The sequence below is a fragment of the Antrihabitans spumae genome, assembly GCF_043944905.1.
In the GTDB taxonomy this organism is placed as follows: domain Bacteria; phylum Actinomycetota; class Actinomycetes; order Mycobacteriales; family Mycobacteriaceae; genus Antrihabitans; species Antrihabitans spumae.
Window position 1 is genome coordinate 1 of sequence record NZ_JBIMSN010000154.1, and the last position, 16,147, is coordinate 16,147.

At 63.4% G+C, this 16,147-nt stretch carries 16 protein-coding genes; 5 read left to right on the plus strand and 11 right to left on the minus strand.

The annotated features are described in order from the left end of the window. Nucleotides 1–251: 251 nt before the first annotated feature. The 5 genes from ACHIRB_RS28750 to ACHIRB_RS28770 all read right to left on the minus strand — a co-directional run bounded on the left by ACHIRB_RS28750 (nt 252) and on the right by ACHIRB_RS28770 (nt 5,938). The gene (locus tag ACHIRB_RS28750) at nt 252–755 is read right to left on the minus strand and encodes a L,D-transpeptidase (protein WP_395124384.1); all 504 of its coding nucleotides are present in this window, start codon (nt 753–755) and stop codon (nt 252–254) included. Nucleotides 756–893: 138 nt separating this feature from the next. Further along, entirely contained in the window at nt 894–2,033 is a 1,140-nt protein-coding gene (rffA, locus tag ACHIRB_RS28755; protein WP_395127818.1) for a dTDP-4-amino-4,6-dideoxygalactose transaminase, read from the minus strand. Next, entirely contained in the window at nt 2,029–3,006 is a 978-nt protein-coding gene (locus tag ACHIRB_RS28760; protein ID WP_395124433.1) for a glycosyltransferase, read from the minus strand. Before ACHIRB_RS28760 ends, rffA begins: the two co-directional genes overlap by 5 nt. Before the next feature lie 210 nt (nt 3,007–3,216). Next, a complete protein-coding gene (locus ACHIRB_RS28765) occupies nt 3,217–5,433 on the minus strand; it encodes a hypothetical protein (RefSeq protein WP_395124385.1) in 2,217 nt (738 codons plus the stop codon). Further along, the gene (locus tag ACHIRB_RS28770; protein ID WP_395124386.1) at nt 5,426–5,938 is read right to left on the minus strand and encodes a GtrA family protein; all 513 of its coding nucleotides are present in this window, start codon (nt 5,936–5,938) and stop codon (nt 5,426–5,428) included. Before ACHIRB_RS28770 ends, ACHIRB_RS28765 begins: the two co-directional genes overlap by 8 nt. Before the next feature lie 132 nt (nt 5,939–6,070). On the opposite strand from ACHIRB_RS28770, the gene ACHIRB_RS28775 reads away from it, so the two are divergent. Beyond that, nucleotides 6,071–6,274 carry a hypothetical protein gene (locus tag ACHIRB_RS28775; RefSeq protein WP_395124387.1) on the plus strand — a complete coding sequence of 68 codons (204 nt, stop codon included), beginning with the start codon at nt 6,071–6,073 and terminating at the stop codon, nt 6,272–6,274. Between the two features lie 9 nt (nt 6,275–6,283). On the opposite strand, the gene ACHIRB_RS28780 is transcribed toward ACHIRB_RS28775, so the two are convergent. Beyond that, nucleotides 6,284–6,868, minus strand: a complete 585-nt coding sequence (locus tag ACHIRB_RS28780) for a 1-acyl-sn-glycerol-3-phosphate acyltransferase (RefSeq protein WP_395115500.1) — start codon at nt 6,866–6,868, stop codon at nt 6,284–6,286. Next, on the minus strand, nt 6,865–7,578 hold the full coding sequence (locus tag ACHIRB_RS28785) for a hypothetical protein (protein WP_395124388.1): 714 nt from the start codon (nt 7,576–7,578) through the stop codon (nt 6,865–6,867). The genes ACHIRB_RS28780 and ACHIRB_RS28785 overlap by 4 nt, the downstream gene beginning before the upstream one ends. 113 nt (nt 7,579–7,691) lie before the next feature. On the opposite strand from ACHIRB_RS28785, the gene ACHIRB_RS28790 reads away from it, so the two are divergent. Both ACHIRB_RS28790 and ACHIRB_RS28795 read left to right on the plus strand, forming a co-directional pair. Beyond that, nucleotides 7,692–8,450: a DUF2334 domain-containing protein gene (locus ACHIRB_RS28790; RefSeq protein ID WP_395124389.1), complete on the plus strand. Its 759-nt coding sequence runs from the start codon at nt 7,692–7,694 to the stop codon at nt 8,448–8,450. Next, entirely contained in the window at nt 8,447–9,568 is a 1,122-nt protein-coding gene (locus tag ACHIRB_RS28795) for a glycosyltransferase (RefSeq protein ID WP_395124390.1), read from the plus strand. The genes ACHIRB_RS28790 and ACHIRB_RS28795 overlap by 4 nt, the downstream gene beginning before the upstream one ends. On the opposite strand, the gene ACHIRB_RS28800 is transcribed toward ACHIRB_RS28795, so the two are convergent. Continuing rightward, nucleotides 9,535–10,380 (minus strand): DMT family transporter, encoded by an 846-nt coding sequence (locus ACHIRB_RS28800; RefSeq protein WP_395124391.1) that lies wholly within the window; start codon nt 10,378–10,380, stop codon nt 9,535–9,537. The two genes, ACHIRB_RS28795 and ACHIRB_RS28800, sit on opposite strands and share 34 nt — an antisense overlap. A gap of 165 nt (nt 10,381–10,545) precedes the next feature. Between ACHIRB_RS28800 and ACHIRB_RS28805 the strand changes: the two genes are divergently transcribed. Both ACHIRB_RS28805 and ACHIRB_RS28810 read left to right on the plus strand, forming a co-directional pair. Continuing rightward, on the plus strand, nt 10,546–12,174 hold the full coding sequence (locus ACHIRB_RS28805; protein ID WP_395124392.1) for a D-alanyl-D-alanine carboxypeptidase/D-alanyl-D-alanine-endopeptidase: 1,629 nt from the start codon (nt 10,546–10,548) through the stop codon (nt 12,172–12,174). Between the two features lie 17 nt (nt 12,175–12,191). Further along, nucleotides 12,192–13,019: an adenylate/guanylate cyclase domain-containing protein gene (locus tag ACHIRB_RS28810; RefSeq protein WP_395124393.1), complete on the plus strand. Its 828-nt coding sequence runs from the start codon at nt 12,192–12,194 to the stop codon at nt 13,017–13,019. A gap of 2 nt (nt 13,020–13,021) precedes the next feature. Here the strand turns inward: ACHIRB_RS28810 and ACHIRB_RS28815 are convergent, their stop codons facing one another. From ACHIRB_RS28815 to ACHIRB_RS28825, 3 genes are all read right to left on the minus strand, one after another. Further along, a complete protein-coding gene (locus ACHIRB_RS28815) occupies nt 13,022–14,266 on the minus strand; it encodes an MFS transporter (RefSeq protein ID WP_395124394.1) in 1,245 nt (414 codons plus the stop codon). A 65-nt stretch (nt 14,267–14,331) separates the two neighbouring features. After that, the gene (locus ACHIRB_RS28820; RefSeq protein ID WP_395124395.1) at nt 14,332–15,066 is read right to left on the minus strand and encodes a L,D-transpeptidase; all 735 of its coding nucleotides are present in this window, start codon (nt 15,064–15,066) and stop codon (nt 14,332–14,334) included. Nucleotides 15,067–15,180: 114 nt separating this feature from the next. Beyond that, a complete protein-coding gene (locus ACHIRB_RS28825) occupies nt 15,181–16,146 on the minus strand; it encodes a putative antibiotic biosynthesis monooxygenase (protein WP_395124396.1) in 966 nt (321 codons plus the stop codon). Nucleotide 16,147: the final 1 nt, after the last annotated feature.

A 16,147-nucleotide genomic window follows, 5' to 3' on the forward strand; every position in this document is an offset into this window, starting at 1 on the left:
AGGTCCACTTAAGCAGATAAGCAGTACATACATTCGACACTATCGGACCCCACCGACAGAAACGGTCGGCGATGTCGTTCGCAAGTCCCGTCAGAAGGTCGGCCGAAATGCCAAGTTCCAGGACCGAAGTCGTGAGTCTTTCCGGAGCGCCCGACCTCCGAAAAGACTCACGAGCCGCGGAGCGGCCTCACGCGAAAACGGGCGCGGATCCGAAGATCCGCGCCCGTATCGGCTACCTCTGGGGAGTCAGGTCACCTGATGACCTGAACGATGTCGCCTGGGTTGAGGTGTTCGTAGAACGCCTTCGCGCCCGGCTCGGTCATACGGATGCAGCCGTGGGACTTGAGGTCGACCGGTCCGACGTGGAACGCGATGTCACCGTCGAAGAAGATCGCGTAGTACATGTCGGCGTGGTGCATTGTGGACCAGTGGTAAGGCTTCTTGAAGTCGACGTCGAAGACTCCGACGTTCGTCTCGTAGCCCGGCTGGCCGTGGGAGATCGGGGTCGGCCCGAACACGGTGCGGCCGTTGTCCATCAGCCATGCTTCGTTGGTCGACAGGCGCAGGCAGGCGCGCGCTCCGGCTGCGTCGCACGGCGCGGGCGGCGGTGGAATGACCGCCGGCGTACCGAAGTCGGGTCCGCCCGGCCAGAGCGGCTCGGCCGTTGCGGTGGCCGTCGTGAAGAGTCCCGCTGTCGCTACGGCGACGAGTACGCCGAATCCTGCCGCGTACTTACGTAAACGCTGGCTCCTCATATAAATCCGCCCTTCTGCCGTTGCCGGCAACACTTTAATGCTCATTTGCCTGAGTGATAGGAACACGATTCCGTATGAAAAGGGAACCGCGTAAATGCTTTAGTGATCATATTGGGACCGTTTTGTCCGGCTAACGAGTTATGCAACGAAGGCGGTGACCCCGTCCAGTACCCGGGCAATGTGGTCGTCGGTCATGGCGGGCCAGATCGGTAGCCGGACAACGGTCTCCGAGAATTCGGCGCTACGAACGCACGGTTTCGGGGTTCTACCCATCTTCGATCCGGCGGGGCTGGTGCCGAGCGGCACGTAGTGGAACGGGGTTGCGATACCGCGTTGACGCATGTGGCCGATGAAGCTGTCGCGGGTCTCTTCGGTCGGCATCCGAAGGTAGAAGAGGTGCGCTGTGTGCTCCCGATCAGCCGGAACGCTCATCTGCCGCACACTGTTTCGCTGTGCCCACTCCGGGAGCTCCCGTGCGTAGGAATCCCAGACGCGGTGCCTGCCCGCTTGGATGACGTCGAACGACGCGAGCTGCGCATCGAGCACGGCGGCGTTCAATTCGCTTGGTAGATAACTCGATCCGATATCCTGCCAGCCGTACTTGTCGACCTCGCCGCGCAGGAACCGAGCCCTGTCGGTGCCTTTTTCCCGCATGATCTCCGCACGCATCATCAGAATGTCGTCGGAGAGGAGGAGCGCACCACCCTCGCCAGCATGGACGTTCTTCGTGTCGTGGAAGCTCAAAGCGCCGATCGTTCCGATGGTGCCGAGCGGGCGGCCCTGCCAGCTGCCGCCTAGTCCGTGCGCGTTGTCTTCGACGATGGCGAAGCAATGCTCGGCGGCGAGGTCGAGCAGCGGACCCATGTCGGCTGCAACGCCGCCGTAATGCATGACGACGACGGCCTTGGTCTTCTCGGTGATCGCCTCGGCAACCGCGGCCGGATCGATGTTGCCGGTCGAATCGTCGATGTCGACGAAAACACACGTCGCGCCGCGCAGAGCGACCGACGACGCGGGGGAGGGAAAGGTGAAGCTGGGCAGGATCACTTCGTCACCGGGCTGAAGCTCGAGGAGCAGCCCACCGAGCTCGAGAGCATGTGTGCACGACGTTGTCAGAAGCGCGTGCGGGGCTTGAGTGATCTGCTTCAGTTTGGCCGTCGCAGCGTTCGTGAACCGGCCGTCGCCATGGACGTGGGAGGACGCAAGCACCTCGCCGAGGTTGTCGAGTTCGCCAGGCGCGCGGAAGGGCTTGTTGAACGGAATCGCATCGGTGTTAATGGCTTTTGTCCTCTCCGTCGGGACGCGGAGTCGGGGAATCCACCGTCAAAAATAGCGGTCTGCCAGCCAAAACGTGCAGTGCCACGCCGAGGTACTCGGCGATCATTCCAAGCGAAAACAGAATCGCCCCCGAGCACAGCAGAATGGCGACGATGATCGACGCCCAGCCGTCTGGGTCCGTAGTGCCGTCGATCGTCTGTACTACGACGACTCCGGCAAGGACGATGCCAGCCAAGCCCAACACGGCGCCGAGCACGCTCACGATGCGCAGGCCGCGGGTTCCGCTGCAGAGGACCATCTTCCAGAACAGCGAGAACAGGCTGCGGTAGGTGTACCCCGACTCCTCGCGGCCCTCCGAACGTAGTTCGATGGGTGCGGTGGCGGTACGCCCGACGACCCACGTCAACGCGACGTCGAGGTACACCCCGGCGGCGGCGACCTCGGACAACTTGCGGCTGATGTCCCCGCGAATCAGTCGGTAACTTTCGAAATGGGTTCCCGACGGGAAACGGAAGAGCGACGTCAGAACGAACTTCGATCCCATCGACGCGACGTTGCGGACGAATCCGTGCGGGCGGGTGTTGGTCGGCCGCGAATAGACCAGATCGGCACGCTGCGACAGTGCCTCGTCGAGAAAGTGCCCGATGTAGTCGGGATCGTGCTGACCGTCCTCGTCGAGCGTCGCAACCCAATCGCCCCTGGACGCGGCCATCCCTGCGATGGTGGCGGCGTCCTGTCCGAAGTTTCTGCTCAGCCAGACGACCTTGACGTTCTCGTTGGACTCGGCCAATTCAGCGAGGACGACGTCGGACCGATCGGGGCCGTTGTCGTGGACGAGGACGATCTCCTCGATCGCGAAAAGCGCGCCCCTCGGCGACTTCGACGGCGTCGCGTATCGAGCGAGTTCGGCAACGAGATTCGCGATCGTGAGTTCGCCCCGGTACACCGGAACCACCACCGAAACCGTGTGGATCCGCTCGTTCGCCGACGGCACCGGTTGCGTGCGGTGCTCGGTGTGCGTATCGGAGCGATCCGTACGCGCGGCGGACAACTGCGGCATCGTTGGAGGCGACCTTCTCAGTGGTGGATCTTCATATGGGCATTCTTCGCACGTCGACGGCGACGCTGCAGGAAGCAATGCAACAGGGACGATAACACGCAGATAACGACAACGTGGCACGCGTCACGAGGCGCTGACGGGCTCGGGTACGGCCTCGTCGACCGGTCGCCGACGCCCGCGAACGTAGAGCAACTGCAGGACAGCGACCCCTGCGAGCCCGAGGACGGCAGTCGCAGAGCCGAGCTGCCAGCCAGGTGGACTCCAGGTCACCTCGAGGTCGGCGTCGGTAGTGCCAGCGGGGATGTCGACGCTGAGGAAGGTGTCCATAACCGTGTCGTAGCCGATGTCCTCGCCGTTCAGGGTGACGTGATAGCCCGGCCATGCGAGCCGCGCGAAGACGACGCGGCCACCCTGCGCCGACGTCACCGTGACCTTCGAGCTGTCGTCGGACTCGGAGACCGACGTCGCCGTCACGTTGTCGGTGGCTACGACGCGACCGTTGACGGTCGAGATCGGTCCACCTTCTCGTTCGAGCACGTAGATCCAGCGCTCATGGCCCGGATACTGCACCCATTTCCAGCCGTCTGGCGCGGGCTCGGAGTCTGCGTTCGGATACATCGCGGCCTGGAGGACGACGCGGTCGACCTTCATAAGATCGGCCAGGGTCTTGCCTGTAGTCGGCTCCTTCTCGAAGACCCGCCGTCTGGCATCCGGGCACACACTGCCGTCCCAGCGCATGCACAAGTGCTGCGAGAACCAGTAGTGGCCGATGGGCGTGTACCCGTTGACGTAGTTCAGGTCGAGGTCTTTGGCGTAGTAGCCGACGACGAGCGAGCTGTAGACGCCGCCGAGGAACTTCTCCGGGATCGGGAACAGCTGGCTATCGGCCAGTTGGAGGGTGAGTCCGTCGAAGTCGGGGAAAACGTCCTGAGCCTGCTTGCGCTTCTCGGGCAGGTTCCACGACATCGGGTGATGCGGCACCTGATCGACCTGGTAGTACGCGATCGGCACAACCGAGGCGATGAGCAACGCGCACGCCGTCGCCTGGTTGCGTTTCGCAGCGACGAGCAGGACGAGCGCACCCATCAGACCCACGACCACTGCTGCGGCAACGTGTGTTTTCAGCTTTCCGCTCGGCGCCGACGAAATCGTCCTCATCAGCAGGAGAAGCAGCAGGAATACCGAGACACCGACGCGAGTCCGCCACGACTTCAACGTCCCGTGCTTGCTGAACAACACACACACCAGGACGAGCAGGCCCAAAGCGAGCATCGGCATCACGCGCGCCGGCCAGCGCAGCGGACCGATGACCGCTGGTCCTGCGATCCACATGAGCGCGGCGAGCGCGAAGATCGCCGCACCGCTGACGTTGCGCGCCGACCGAGACGCGGCCTTCCAGTCGATGAACGCGAGTCCCGGGATGAGGAACCAGGCGATGTAGACGATCGGGAACGGCTGGATGAGCCCGAACCACGAATTGAACGATGGCAGCGTCGTCGGGAGGCTCGAGTTGAGCGATTCCGACCACGGGATGGTCATGAACCCGTCGTTCTTGATGACCACATCGGCGTCTCGCCACGTGACATGCGACGAGAGGAAGCTCGGCAGGTACGTCATCAGTCCGGCGAGACCGGCGAACCCTGCAACGGCAAGAAGGCGAACGGGTGCGAGCCAATTGCGCTGATAGATCAACTCGCCGAGCGCGACCGCGCAGATCATCATCGCGGTCTCGATGCCCGGCCACATGTAGCCGACGGTTATGGCGAAGAAGATGAATACGAACACCGGGATCGGTCCGCCGCGCCCACGTGCGTAGCGAATGCCGGACGCCCACGCGTGCGTCAGCCAGGCCGTGCCCGCAAGTGCGAGAACCCAGGTCGCTTGGTCCAGGAACAGGACCCAGCCGGAGAACGTGAATGCGACACCTGCGACCGCAGCCCACGGGGCCAGGGCGCCGTAGGCGCGACAGACACGGAAGACGCCGAGGACGAGGACGATCGAGTAGGCAAGCTTGACCAGGGTCGCGAGCACAAGCAGGTTGTCGAACGACGGTGCGATCAGACTGACGAGCATCTGCGGCGGATTGAGCAGGCTGCCCTGGCCCTCGACCGAGTAGTTGCCGGTCATCCATTCGTCGGTGACCAGACCGGGGAACTCACCGTTGCGCAGGTGCTGACCGATGGTGATCCACAGCGGGACGTACTGCGATTCGGTGTCGTCGGTATAAAAATGTCGCACGTTGACGAGCAGTACCGCGATGTAGCCTGCGACGACTCCGACGACTGCTGCGCCCGCCCACAGCAGCACGGTTTTTCTGGATTCCCGCGTTTCGTCACCCACGAGTTCGTGACAGTACAACCTCGGCGTCGCCGGGCGGTGCAGGTGCCCGCCGGAACGAAACGTGGCGATGGCCGAAGTAACTCGTTGCCGCGACGATGCCAGTCACGACGAACTGTGACGGAATCGGGGCAAAACGGAAAATGCTGACAGCCAGTGCCATCAGAGCCAGATTCAACACGAAACCACCGGCGTTGACGCCGACGAAGCCGACGAAATCGCGCAACAGATGTCCGCGAACACGGAAGACAAGCGTTCGGTGCAGGACGAACGCGATGACGATGCTCATGGAGTACGCGGCTGCGACAGCAACCGCGTAGAGGTCGTCGTCGCCGAGAACGGTCATCCACAGGACGAAGAGTCCGAAGCCGATTGCGGTGTTCACGCACCCGACAACGACATAAGCGACAGATTGACTGCGCACGACCCGTGAGAGAAGCCCGGGAGGCGGGGTTGCTGCACCGCTACCCGTCGGCACGCCGGGGTCGTCGTCGCTCACGTTTCGCATTGTGCCAGGTACCCCGGTCGTGCTGGCGACAGAATTGGGGGCTCGCAGCGACTGGCGGGGAGCAATACGTTCGAAACGTGCCGTGTCAGGCACGAACGTCTATCCAGCGCCGTGCCTTCGATCGGAGTTCTTATGTTCAAACGAACCGCTGCCACCGCAATGTTCGCCCTGGTGCTTGCTCTGCCGTTGACCGCTGCATCGGCGACGGCTGCACCTCTCGACAGCGGTTCAGCAGACAGCGGTTCGGCGCAAGGCGCGTCCAGAACCATTCAGGTGCTGATCTGCGAGATACAGAGCTTCCTTGCGATCGGGCCTATGTGCGCCTTTCCCTCCTGAGCAGGAGGCCTACTCCGACGCGCCTTCTTCTCGCAGCCTCGGCTCGGTGCCCAGCTCCGGGTTGATGCCGCGTTTGTCGGCGTAGAAGGCGCGGACGACATCCATATCGGCTTTGACGTCACCCGTCGGCACAAAAGTAGGACCTGAACCGACGGTTTTGCTCGGTCCGTCGATGAAGCCGAAGAGAATTGGAATTCCGGTTTGCTGCGAGATTCGGTAGAAGCCGGATTTCCAGTAGTCGCCCTTGCCTCGAGTGCCCTCTGCCGCGATCGCGAGTAGGAAATGCTCGCTACCTTCTGCGCGTGCCAGCAACTCCCGGATGGTTTCGCCAGGGTTTTTGCGATCGAGCGGGATGCCGCCGGTGGCGCGCAGCAGGGGACCGAACGGTGCTTTGAAGAATTCTTTCTTGACCAGAATCATCGGCTGCACACTCTGGCTCCAACTCATCAGAATCGTCGCGACCCAGTCCCAGTTCGAGGTGTGCGGCGCGCCGACGAGGATGGCTTTGGGTGGCAACTCGCCTGCTACCTTCCAGCGGCTCAGCCGCAGGGCGGTTCGAGCAAGGGTTCTACGCACGAGAAAGCGACGAGTCATGCCGCGAACCGTAGCAACAACGGGAGCGTTGCGATGGCGGCCCCGAGGAGCAGTGGCGCTGCGGTCGCGAAGATCAGTCGGCGAGTCAGCAGTGTTGGCGTCGCAGGTCGTGGTTGTGGTGGCATCGGTTGCGTGGTGCGCACGGTCGTATCCGTGGCAGCAAGGGTCTTCCAGTACTCGTCTGGTGCACGCACAAGTCCGACGTGCCCGCCGACCGTAAGCTCCATCGCGACGACGACGATCGCATCGACCTCGACAGTCTTCGCAAGCACCGGGTCGATCGCCACGGACTCCGTTGTGGCATAGGGCGTTCCGTCTCGGGGCGACACGACATAGGAGACCTTGTACCTGGGGCCGGTGCTCTCGCTGTGGTAGTCGAAAACAACGTCGGTCACTCGGGCAAGTGCGAGTCGCCCCTCGGCGTCGGCCTGTGCACACTGCTTGTCTGTGACGATCGACGAGATCGGCCTCGGCACAGCGGCTGGGTCGGTCGGGTGGTCGGGTTGCAGCGCAACAAAAAGCAGCAGGCATCCCGCGACCAGTCCACCGACGAGCAGACCGATCGACACCGACCGTGGGAAGACGTGCGGACCGCCGATGACGAGTGACGCCAGCGCTCCGCACGAAAACCCGAATGCAAGGTGGCTCGCCATGAAGGTGAGCCTGCTGCCGAACTTCGCGATGTCGGTCTCCGAGGACATATCTGACATGTCGCGAAAGCTAACAACGAGTGATGAACGGCGGGTGTATGTAGCTGGTTGGCATCTTGCCGTTCAGCGGGCGTCAACGTCACCGGGTTACCGTCGCGGTCGATCGTGACGACGTGCAGGGGAGAACGAACATGGTTCACGGCTGCTCGCAGCTGGTGGTGAGTGTGCACGACGTCGCGCCCGCGACGGCCGACGAGACCGCTCGTTGGTGCGCCGACGCCGAAGCACTTGGTATTCCTCTGTCGTTGTTGGTGATTCCCGGGCCATGGCGCGGTGCGGCACTGAGCGACGCGCCCGACTACGCAGAGGTGCTCCGCGCGCGGCGGAACATCGGTGACGAGATCGTCCTGCACGGCTGGTCCCATGTTGCAGGGCCGGAGGGTCCGTCGTATCGACGTGTCATCGGCAGAGTGGTTGCCCGCGGCGCGGCGGAGTTCGCAGCATTGAACGAACAGCAAGCAGCGGAACGCATTGCGGCGGGCACACAGGTTCTCGCCGACCTCGGACTGGCGACGCGGGGATTCACCCCGCCGGGATGGCTCGCGTCGCCCGCCGCGAACCGCGCCCTGGCCCGAGCCGGATTCACGCACACGACAAGTCATTTCGGTGTCACGAACCTGCGTACGAATCGCCTTCGCCTTGGTTTCGCACTGTCACACCGACCTGGCGGCGGTTGGAGTGAACGTGCCGCGGCAGCGCTGGTCGTCGGTCTCGCGCGTAAACGGGCACACGGTGGGGGACTCGTTCGAATCGCTCTGCATCCCGACGATCTGCATCGACCTGGTTTGCGCGACGCGTCCCTGCGCGCAATCGAAGCCGTCGTAGCTGCAGGCGCAATCGCAACGACCTACGCAGAGGTGGTCGGGCGTTGAGGATCGTCCAGATCGCCAACTTCTACACGCCGGCGTCGGGAGGGCTGCGCACGTGTGTAGACGAAATCGGACGTGGCTACGGAAAAGCTGGTCACGACAGGGTTTTGATCGTGCCGGGGACATCCGACACCGACGAATCGACATCGGCAGGCCGACGGGTCACGCTGCCCAGCCCGAAGTTGTTCGGCTCGAACAGCTATCACATGCTGACAGCGAATCGGACCTGTGTGCTACTCGACTCGTTGGAGCCGGACGTGCTCGAGGTGAGTGACAAACTCAGTGTTCGATGGCTGTCGCCGTGGGCGCGCCGCAACAACGTTCCGCTTGTGCTCTTCTCACACGAGCGCATCGACGCGATACTTAGGTCCCGCGTGCCCCGCGGATTTCCGTTGGTCGCCCTTGCGAACGCTGCGAACGGCATGCTGAGCCAGCGAGCGGAAAACATCGTTGTCACATCCGATTTCGCGGCTGCGGAGTTCGCCAGAATCGGCGCAGACAATGTTCGCAAGATCCCGCTCGGTTGCGATCTGGAGCAGTTTCGTCCGCTGACGCGCACACGGACTCCGGGCGACGACGTGGTGCGCCTCGTCACCGTCAGCAGGTTGTCGAAGGAGAAACGCGTCGATCGGTCGGTGGCGGCGGTGCGACTGTTGGTGGCCGACGGCGTGAACGCAGAACTGACGATCCTCGGCGACGGACCCTTACGTGGGCAAATCGAACGACAGGCTGCGCGACTACCTGTGCGGTTCGTCGGCCATGTGTCGGATCGCTGTGAACTTGCAAACCTTGTTGCCACCGCCGACATCGCTCTATGCCCTTCTCCGGTAGAGACTTTCGGGCTTGCTGCCCTCGAGGCGCTCGCCTGCGGAACGTCGGTCGTCGTTCCGCGCGACGGGGCGGCACACGAATCGCTCGGGGCACACGGGTCGGGCGTCGTCACGGACGGAACGCCGACGGGGCTCGCCGGGGGAGTGCAGGCACTGCTTTCGGTGCCGGCGCGACAGCGCCGGAGTGCGGCAAGGGTTGCCGCAGAAAGATTTCCGTGGTCGGCTACGGTCGCCGGACTACTGGATCTCTACGAAAGCTACAGCTGCCGTACCAAGGCGTCGGTGGGCTGAGGGAGTACTTGCGGGTCGTCGTCGTGCAGGGTGGGCGAATTCGCGAGCATCGCAACCCCGGCGATCACGAGTACGGCTGCTCCGATCAGGACGATCGGATCAGGATGTGCGACAACGACGAACAACGTGGTGCCCGCGACATAGCTGAGGATCGGATCGGTTGTCGTCATCGACGTCAATGCTGTCGGCAGCGACCCGCTCGCGAAGGCCTCTTGAGCAAGTATGCCGCCGACGACCGTCGACACGGCCATACCCGGAAGTGCCCAGCTCAACTGTGGAAGTTGGGCAGTGGCCGACACGACGAGCACGGCCGTCGTGCAGAAGCAGAATCCGGCCGCGATGCCGATCAACGCGGACCTCGCCTGCGCGCGCTCGCCCACCCGACGTGCGGCAACGACGAGCAAAGCGACGGCACCGCCGGCGACCGCCAGTGCGACACCAAGTTGGTCGGAGCGGACGGCTCCGCGCGGCGGGCATTGCGATACGACAGCGACCAGTCCCGTGCACACCAGAACTGTGCCGAGCCAGTCGCGTCGTAGCGGACGCTGCCGTCGACGCAGGGCGGACAGCGGCAATGCGAAGAGCAACTGCACGACCAACACGGCTTGGACAACTTGAATGGAACCGAAATGTAGTGCGCAGGCATGTAATCCGAAGCCAACGACGTTGGCGGCAAGCCCGATCAGCCAGCGCGGACTGCGAATCAAGGTGGCGAGCAGCCCGATTGCCGGCAGCAGCCGCTCCGTCGTCGGCCTGGCGAGCGCAGCGGTTCGCGCGGTCGATTGTTGCAGCGCAGCGGAAACGGCGAACAAAGTGCTGCCAGGATCGCGAGTGTGACTCCGACGGCAGACATGGGTACATGCTGATCGATCGAGTTGAACGACAGGTTGCTTCCAGCTGTGTCTTCTCCTCACCGATCATGCGTGCAACGATCTCTGCGTGGGGGTCAGCGCTCCGTCACCCGCAGAGGAGTTTTCGTGCCTGGTTCTGGTTCGGTCAAGGTCGGTGCCGTCGTAGCGACAGTGCTTGTACTTGCCTCCGCGTGTTCGAGTTCCGACAACGGTTCCAGCGACGATTCGGTTGCGCCCGCGGGCAGCTCCGCCGAGATCGGTACGTTGCCTGACGCCGCGAAGAAAGTCATGGAAAAGCCCGAATATGGCACCGCGCGCTGGATCTACTACGTGTCGAACGCGGACACAGGGGAGGTGCTGCTCGCCAATCGACCCGACGAAATGATCTACACGGGGTCGACGGCAAAGAATTTTACGGTTGCCTCCGTCTACGACACGGTCGGCGCGGACACCCGGTTCACGACGCCCGTCTATACGACTGCGCCGCCGGATGCAGGAGTCGTTCCAGGCAACCTGGTGCTGGTCGCATCGGGTGATCTTGCACTCGGCGGGCGCGGCGGCCTCGACGGCAAGATGGATCACACTTTCTACAGCGACACCGTCGACCATCAGTACGGCAACCTCGCTCCCAACGCGCGGCCGTCGACCGACGTGGGTGACCCCCTCGCCGGCGTGACCGAACTTGCTCGTCAGGTCGCTGCCAAAGGCGTGACGCGTATCGACGGAGACGTCGTGATCGACACCAGATTGTGGGACACCTACCAATCCAACGATGGACCTGTCACGCCGATCTTCGTCAACGACAACATCCTCGACGTGATGGTGACGGCAGCGGCGGTCGATGGGACGGCGACCATCGTGTCGTCGCCCCAGACCGGCGCGTACACCGTTGTCTCGCAGGTACAGACCGTCGCAGGTGACGGCGACACGGCACTGAGCATCGAACCCGACCCCGCCGATCCGACGAAGCTGCTCGTCTCCGGCACGATCGCGGCGGGCAAATCGCAACTGAGCGTGTACAACGTGCCGGACCCTGCGGACTGGGCGCGCATCCTTTTCATCGAGGCGCTCGGACGAGCAGGCGTCACAGTCGCCGCGCCGGCTCGTGCTGCGAACAACGAGTCGATCCTGCCCGCGAGCGGCACCTTCACCGACGATCGCACAGTTGCTTCGATCGAGTCTCCGCCGGTAGCTGCGATGGGAGCGATGATTCTCGAAACCAGTTACAACGCAGGCGCGAACGCGTTTCTCTGCATGCTTGCCGTCAAGGCAGGCAAGACGGATTGTCTTGCCGGGATCGAGACGATCTACGGTTTGGTCGAAAAGGCGGGGTTGAACAAGGACGCTGTGTTCGTCACCGATGGCCAAGGTGGCGACCCAGCATCGGCAACGCCGCGGCAGCTGACCAAATGGATGGAATGGGCGAGGAAGCAGCCATGGGGTGACGCAATCGTCGCGGGCCAACCGGTCCTGGCGGAGTCGGGGTCGCTCGCGCCGTACGGGGCAGGTACTCCGGCGGCGGGCAAGGTCGCAGCCAAGGCAGGCACGGGAGTGGCGTTGAATCCGTCCACCGGTCGGCTGCTGACCAACGTCCAAAGCTTGGCCGGGTACCTGACGCTCGACGACGGCACCGTTCTTGCCTTCGACCTGGCAATGGGTGGTGCGACGTACCCGCAGCTCTACGACGGACTCGTCCAAGCCGGTGCCGACGTGGCAGAGGTTGCAGCCGCGTTCCAACAGGGGTTGTCGAACTAGGCCGGTCGTCTGGCAGCATGACGCCCGTGCTGGAATTTGTGCTCGGCGGAATCGTCGTGGTCGAGACGTTGGGTCTCGTCGCGCTCACCGCGCTGCAGATTCGCAATCAGCATCGAATCCGGGATTTGCGCCGGCAACTTGCTGGTAGGGAGCGGACGTGGATCTCGAGTAGCAAGGGCGCTGTGAAGGCCGTGTGGGAGACGGCGAACCTGATGCGGGAGAAAGGGATCGGGGGAGCACTACGCAACTCGATCGAAGAACTCGCTGGGTGGGCACAGGTCGAGCAACCCGACCTCGCTCGACTGGCAGCGCGTGACGGCACGGTCACCATCTTCTTCTCCGACATCGAACGCTCGACGGCATTGAACGAACACTTCGGCGATCAGGCATGGGTGAAGCTGCTCGGCCGACACGACAACGTTGTTCGAGACTGCGTGCAGTTGCACGAGGGCCAGGTTGTGAAAAGTCAGGGCGATGGATTTATGGTCGCGTTCGGGCATCCCGAACAAGCCGTGCGGTGCGGTATCGACGTGCAACGAGCACTCGTCGGAGCGGCGTGGACCGAACGGGCACGAGTTCGGGTCCGCATCGGAATCCACCGCGGCGACGCGGTGCGGAGGGGCGACGATCTGTTCGGCAGAAACGTCGCGATGGCCGCTCGCGTCGCAGCTGAAGCGGCGGGTGGCGAAGTGCTGGTCAGTGCTGCCGTGCGGGATGCGGTCGACAGCCCGGACCTGACGTTCGGTCCGGAACGCAACGTCGAATTGAAAGGTTTTCGCGGCGTTCACAAGATCTATCCACTGGAACTGGGCCACGCTCGGCCCGACCGCGTGCTGCGTGCCTGACGCTAGGCCGCAGCCAAGCATTCTTCGCGTGCGAGAGCTTGTGCTTCGCGCCGCGCCAGCAGTGTAAATGCCAGTGCCGCAAGCAATGCGAACGCGATGACAGCGGCTGAGTACACCTCGGCCGTGGTCAGCAAGCCGGCCGATCCGATGGCGAACCCAGCGATCACCGCAGGCACGCTGAAGGCGGTGTAGCTGACCGCGAACACAGTCGCGAACACCTGGCCTCGCTCGTGCGGGAGTGTCAGTGCGCCGAGGGTCTTCATTGCGCCGAGGAATGCGGTACCGAAACCGAAGCCGGATACTGCGGCTCCGACGAAGAACACGGCAATCGATTCGACGAGAAGCGACGTGACGGTGATGCCGACTCCTGCTGCGCGCGTGACGGATCCGCCGACCATGACAATCCGCGGCGCAGTGTTGCGGGCCACATAGGCGCCGAACGCACCGGCGCCGAACAGGGTGAAGATCTCGGCGCCGCCGATCACGTGATTACGGACGTCGAAGACGCTTGCCGTGATGGACGGGCTGAGCGACAGATACAGGCCGCCTAGCGACCACGATGCGATCAAGCACGGCACGATCGTGGTGAACGTGCGCCGAATTGCCGGTGGGACTGCCACTTTCGGGCGCAGGGCCGCGAACAGGTGTGCGCGTGAGGCGAATCCGTCGGCCGGTGTGGGTTCGGGCATGGCGACTACCAATGCGGCGAAGGCCAGATAGGCAATTGCCAATACGACGTAGACCAGTGTCATCGGCGCAGGCGCGAATTGCACGAGCAGCCCGGCTCCCAGCGCGCCGGTGGCGAGACCTGCGGTCGGCGCAATGCTGTTGAGCAAAGGACCGCGTGATTCGTTGGGTTGGAGGTCGATGACCGTTGCGGTGAACGCGCCGGTCGCAGCGCCGGTCGCAAGTCCCTGGAGGATCCGCGCCGCGATCAGCCACGGGACGCTGTCGGCGAGGACGAAGACGACCATGGCGACCGCCAAGGTCACCAGGGAAGCCGCGAGAACAGGCTTGCGGCCGATGTGATCGGACAGTGCGCCGACCGTCAGCAACGACGCCAGCAGCGCGACGACATACACAGCGAAGATCACGGTGAGTGTGATCGACGAAAAGCCCCATTGCTCCTGGTAGACCGAATACAGGGGTGACGGTGCCGCCGCGCCGCACATCAGCACGAAGAAGGCGGTCGCGACGATCCAGAAGCCGATGGCACGCGGGATTTGTCGAGCTCGCATTGTGGTCATCACTAGTGGACCAACACGAGGCGCCGCGAATCTCTTCCATGCGCTCGATCGCTACGCCGACGCCGTCACCGCACGATGACCGGATCGCCCCGTTTGGCGTTGTTGTAGAACCAGGCCGCGTTGCCGGTGCTCAGGTTGATGCAGCCATGGCTGACGTTCGCGTACCCCTGCGAATCTGCCGACCACGGTGCGGCGTGAACGAAGATGCCACCCCACGTGATGCGGACCGCGTACTCGACGTCGAGTTTGTACCCCTCCTTGGAGGTGATCGGTACCCCGTACGTCGACGAATCCATCACGATGTCGCGGAACTTCTCGATCACCGGAAATGTCCCGGCGGGTGTCTCGTAGCCGGGTTTGCCCAAGGAGGCCGGCATCCACTGCACTACTTCGCCGTCGATGCTGACGGTGAACTCGTGCGTCGAACGGTTTGCGACCGCTACCAGTGCACTACCGACCTGAAACTGTGTCCTGAAACCGACGGCGTCGACCGTGACGTCGGTGTACGCGGGCCAGAATTCGGCAGGACTCCACTGCACAACAGAGTCGTCGAGCCAACGGAACTGGCCAGCCACAGGCGTGGACGTAGTGATCGTGATCGAGCGCTCGGCGGCGGTGCGATCGGAAATCTCCGTGGGAAATCGGACGGTGACCGGTTGTGCGATTCCGACGACCTCGCCGTTCGGCGGGTCGAGTAGCGGTGGGCCGTGTGTGCCCGCCTGAGCCGTCGCCGACACCCCGAACATGGGTGCTGCAGCGAAAAGTACGACCAGAACGACACGTGCAATCGGCTTGCGCATGGTCCGTTTCGCCCCTCTTGACGCGACCCCAACCGCTCATTTAATAAGAGCACAGCAAGATCGCTGGGGCTAGGCTCGAGACCAACTATTTACCCAGCTCAGAGCGGTACTCGACTAGTTGTTGTAGTCCCAGAACTGCAACCACTTGACACTGGCGAACAACGTCAACGTGACGATGTAGACACCGATGACGACCGCTGCGCCGATCACGCTGACCGGACGGCCTGCGCCGTCGATCGGATCGAGCCAGCGAGCAAACGGTTTGGAGACCCACGGCATCAAGAAGTAGGTCATGACGCCGACACTGCAGATCTGACTCAGCCACAACGCAAGCCAGGGTTCGGCGCCCATCCGGTCGAGGGTCGGTCCGAGGAAACGGGAAAGCACCATCACCGTCGGATACAGCACCAACAGCACGATCATCGCCGCTTTCCAGTTCGGCGTGACCTTGGTTTCACCGTTTTCGATACGCATGGTCGAACCGAAAGCTGTGGTGTGTGCGATCTGGGAGAAGTCTTCGGTGAGATTGGCACGCAACTCGGGCAACGCCTCTTCCCGCTCACGCGAGGTGAGCCACCTGTCGAGGTGCGCACCCGTTCGGAAACGAACCATCGACAGCCAACGCCCTGTGACGTCCGGCGGAAAAACCAGGGTCCCGTCGAAGCCGGAGAAGGCCGCGGTCGTCGGATAGAGCCCGACCTGACTCTGCGCGAACTCGGCTTCTTTGCCTGCCGACACGCTGTGCCGAAAGACGCTGGTGCCTGCGGCGGGCAAGCTGCCTTCGACGACGATCAGATCCGAGGTCTTGCGTCGAAATCCCTGCGCCTCACCGCCGTCGAGCACCCGCCTCCGATCGCGCGAGTCCAACCAGGTGTGCAGCTGTTTTTCGGAGTCGAACGCCGCCGCGAAGGCCCAGTCGAGTTCGCCGTCGCGCAACGACTGTGTGGTCCCGGCCGAGCCGTCCGAGGCATTCGCGCTCGCGGCCAACTCACCGAGCCACGTGTCGAATGCCGGGTCGTCGGTGCGGTGGAAGACCGTGATGGCCGTTGCGATCGGGCTGGTCGGTCCTGTGGCGGCCACA